Origin of the sequence: Claveliimonas monacensis, from assembly GCF_014982975.1 — a bacterium.
In the GTDB taxonomy this organism is placed as follows: Bacteria; Bacillota; Clostridia; order Lachnospirales; family Lachnospiraceae; genus Claveliimonas; species Claveliimonas monacensis.
The window spans coordinates 1-1,579 of record NZ_JADCKL010000033.1; the positions used below are offsets into that span (position 1 = coordinate 1).

At 44.6% G+C, this 1,579-nt stretch carries 1 protein-coding gene; it reads right to left on the reverse strand.

Annotated elements, in window-relative coordinates; translation table 11 throughout:
* Positions 1-152: 152 nt before the first annotated feature.
* Positions 153-1,328, reverse strand: a complete 1,176-nt coding sequence (locus INF30_RS14530) for an IS110 family RNA-guided transposase (RefSeq protein WP_226395718.1) — start codon at positions 1,326-1,328, stop codon at positions 153-155.
* Positions 1,329-1,579: the final 251 nt, after the last annotated feature.

A 1,579-nucleotide genomic window follows, 5' to 3' on the forward strand; every position in this document is an offset into this window, starting at 1 on the left:
GAAAGACTAACTATTAAAAGTCAAGTCTGAAATGAAGATTTTATGAATGAATTGCGGGAACGCATTTCAGATATCGTTGTACCTTGAAAATCGCATGACAAACAGAGCATCGTATACCGGTGCTCAAAAGAAATGTTATAGAACAGAAAAGGTTATGCCATTTTTATGTAAGGCTTGCCGGACTTTTCCATTGCGTAAATCAATCGTACAAGTTTTTTGGTGGCGTGTGTAATCGCAACGTTGTAGTGTTTTCCTTCAGAAATCTTCTTCTGGAGGTATGCACCGAATGTTTCATCCCAGTGGCAGACATATTTGGCTGCATTGATCAAAGCATACCGTAGATAGCGTGAGCCTCGTTTTTCCATATGGGAATAAGAGGATTCCATCTGCCCGGATTGATAGGTGGAAGGGGAAGCCCCGGCATATGCCAGGATCTTATCCGGTGAATCAAAGCGGGAGAAATCCCCGATTTCAGCCAGGATCATGGCACCCATACGGTAGCCTATTCCTGGAATGGTCAGGATCGGGGAAGGGATCTGATCCATGATCCGTTTGATCTCGGATTCGATTTCCGTAATTTCAGAGTCCAGTTCACCGATCAGTCGGAGTGTGTGCCTTAATTCCAGAGACTTGGCAGGCATGTTAGAGCCGATGGAGACTCTGGCTGCCTCCCGTATTTCAATCGCTCTCTCCCTGCTGTAACGGCCCTTCGAGGCATTTTCCAACAGCTTCGTCAGGTGTGTCAGATGGCAGGATGCAATCTCTCTGGCAGAAGGGAGTTCGGAAAGGAGGGCGTACACAGAAGCCAAGTGTAGTGACGGAACAAGCTTTTCCAATTCAGGGAAGAGGATGGTGACAAGTCTGGAAACAGATTGTTTGAGTTGAGCGCGTTCCTGAACTTTATCAAAACGGTAACGGGTGAGTGACTTTAACTCCTCGTTGTGGTAAGATGTGTCTGAGTAGGACTTCAAGTTTACATCAGACATAAGCATCATAGCAATGGTTCGGGCATCGACCTTATCCGTCTTCGTCTTTCTAAGGCTGAGGCTTTTTCTGTAAAGATTTGTGTGGAGCGGATTGATGACGAAGGTGGGGAGACCTTTGTCAATGAGATAACCGAGCAGGTTGTAAGAGTAGTGTCCGGTGGCTTCCAGTCCTACTTTTATATTGGACACATCTGAAGAAATGGATTGGATCTTGGAAAAAAGGTCGTCAAATCCATTTCGGTTATTCTGAATGGTGAAAACAGGAAAGAGGACTTCCCCATCTGAGTTCGTGATAAAGCAGTCATGCTTATCCTTAGCAACATCAATTCCAATGTAGATCATAAGAACACTCCTTAGTAATAGATTTAGATACTGTTTAGGACCACAGAACTCTCTGCGCTTGTAACCTCGTTCTAAATCAACCGTCATGCGGTATCTAACTGATTAACAACGATACAAAGAGACTGTGGTTGGAGCCTTTCCGTAACCATCAAGTGGTAGGAGGAATGAACCAATCCACAGTATCTCCAAACAGTATAGCATACAGACCTTGGAGAGGGTCTATAAACACTACTACTATATAATACGAGGAG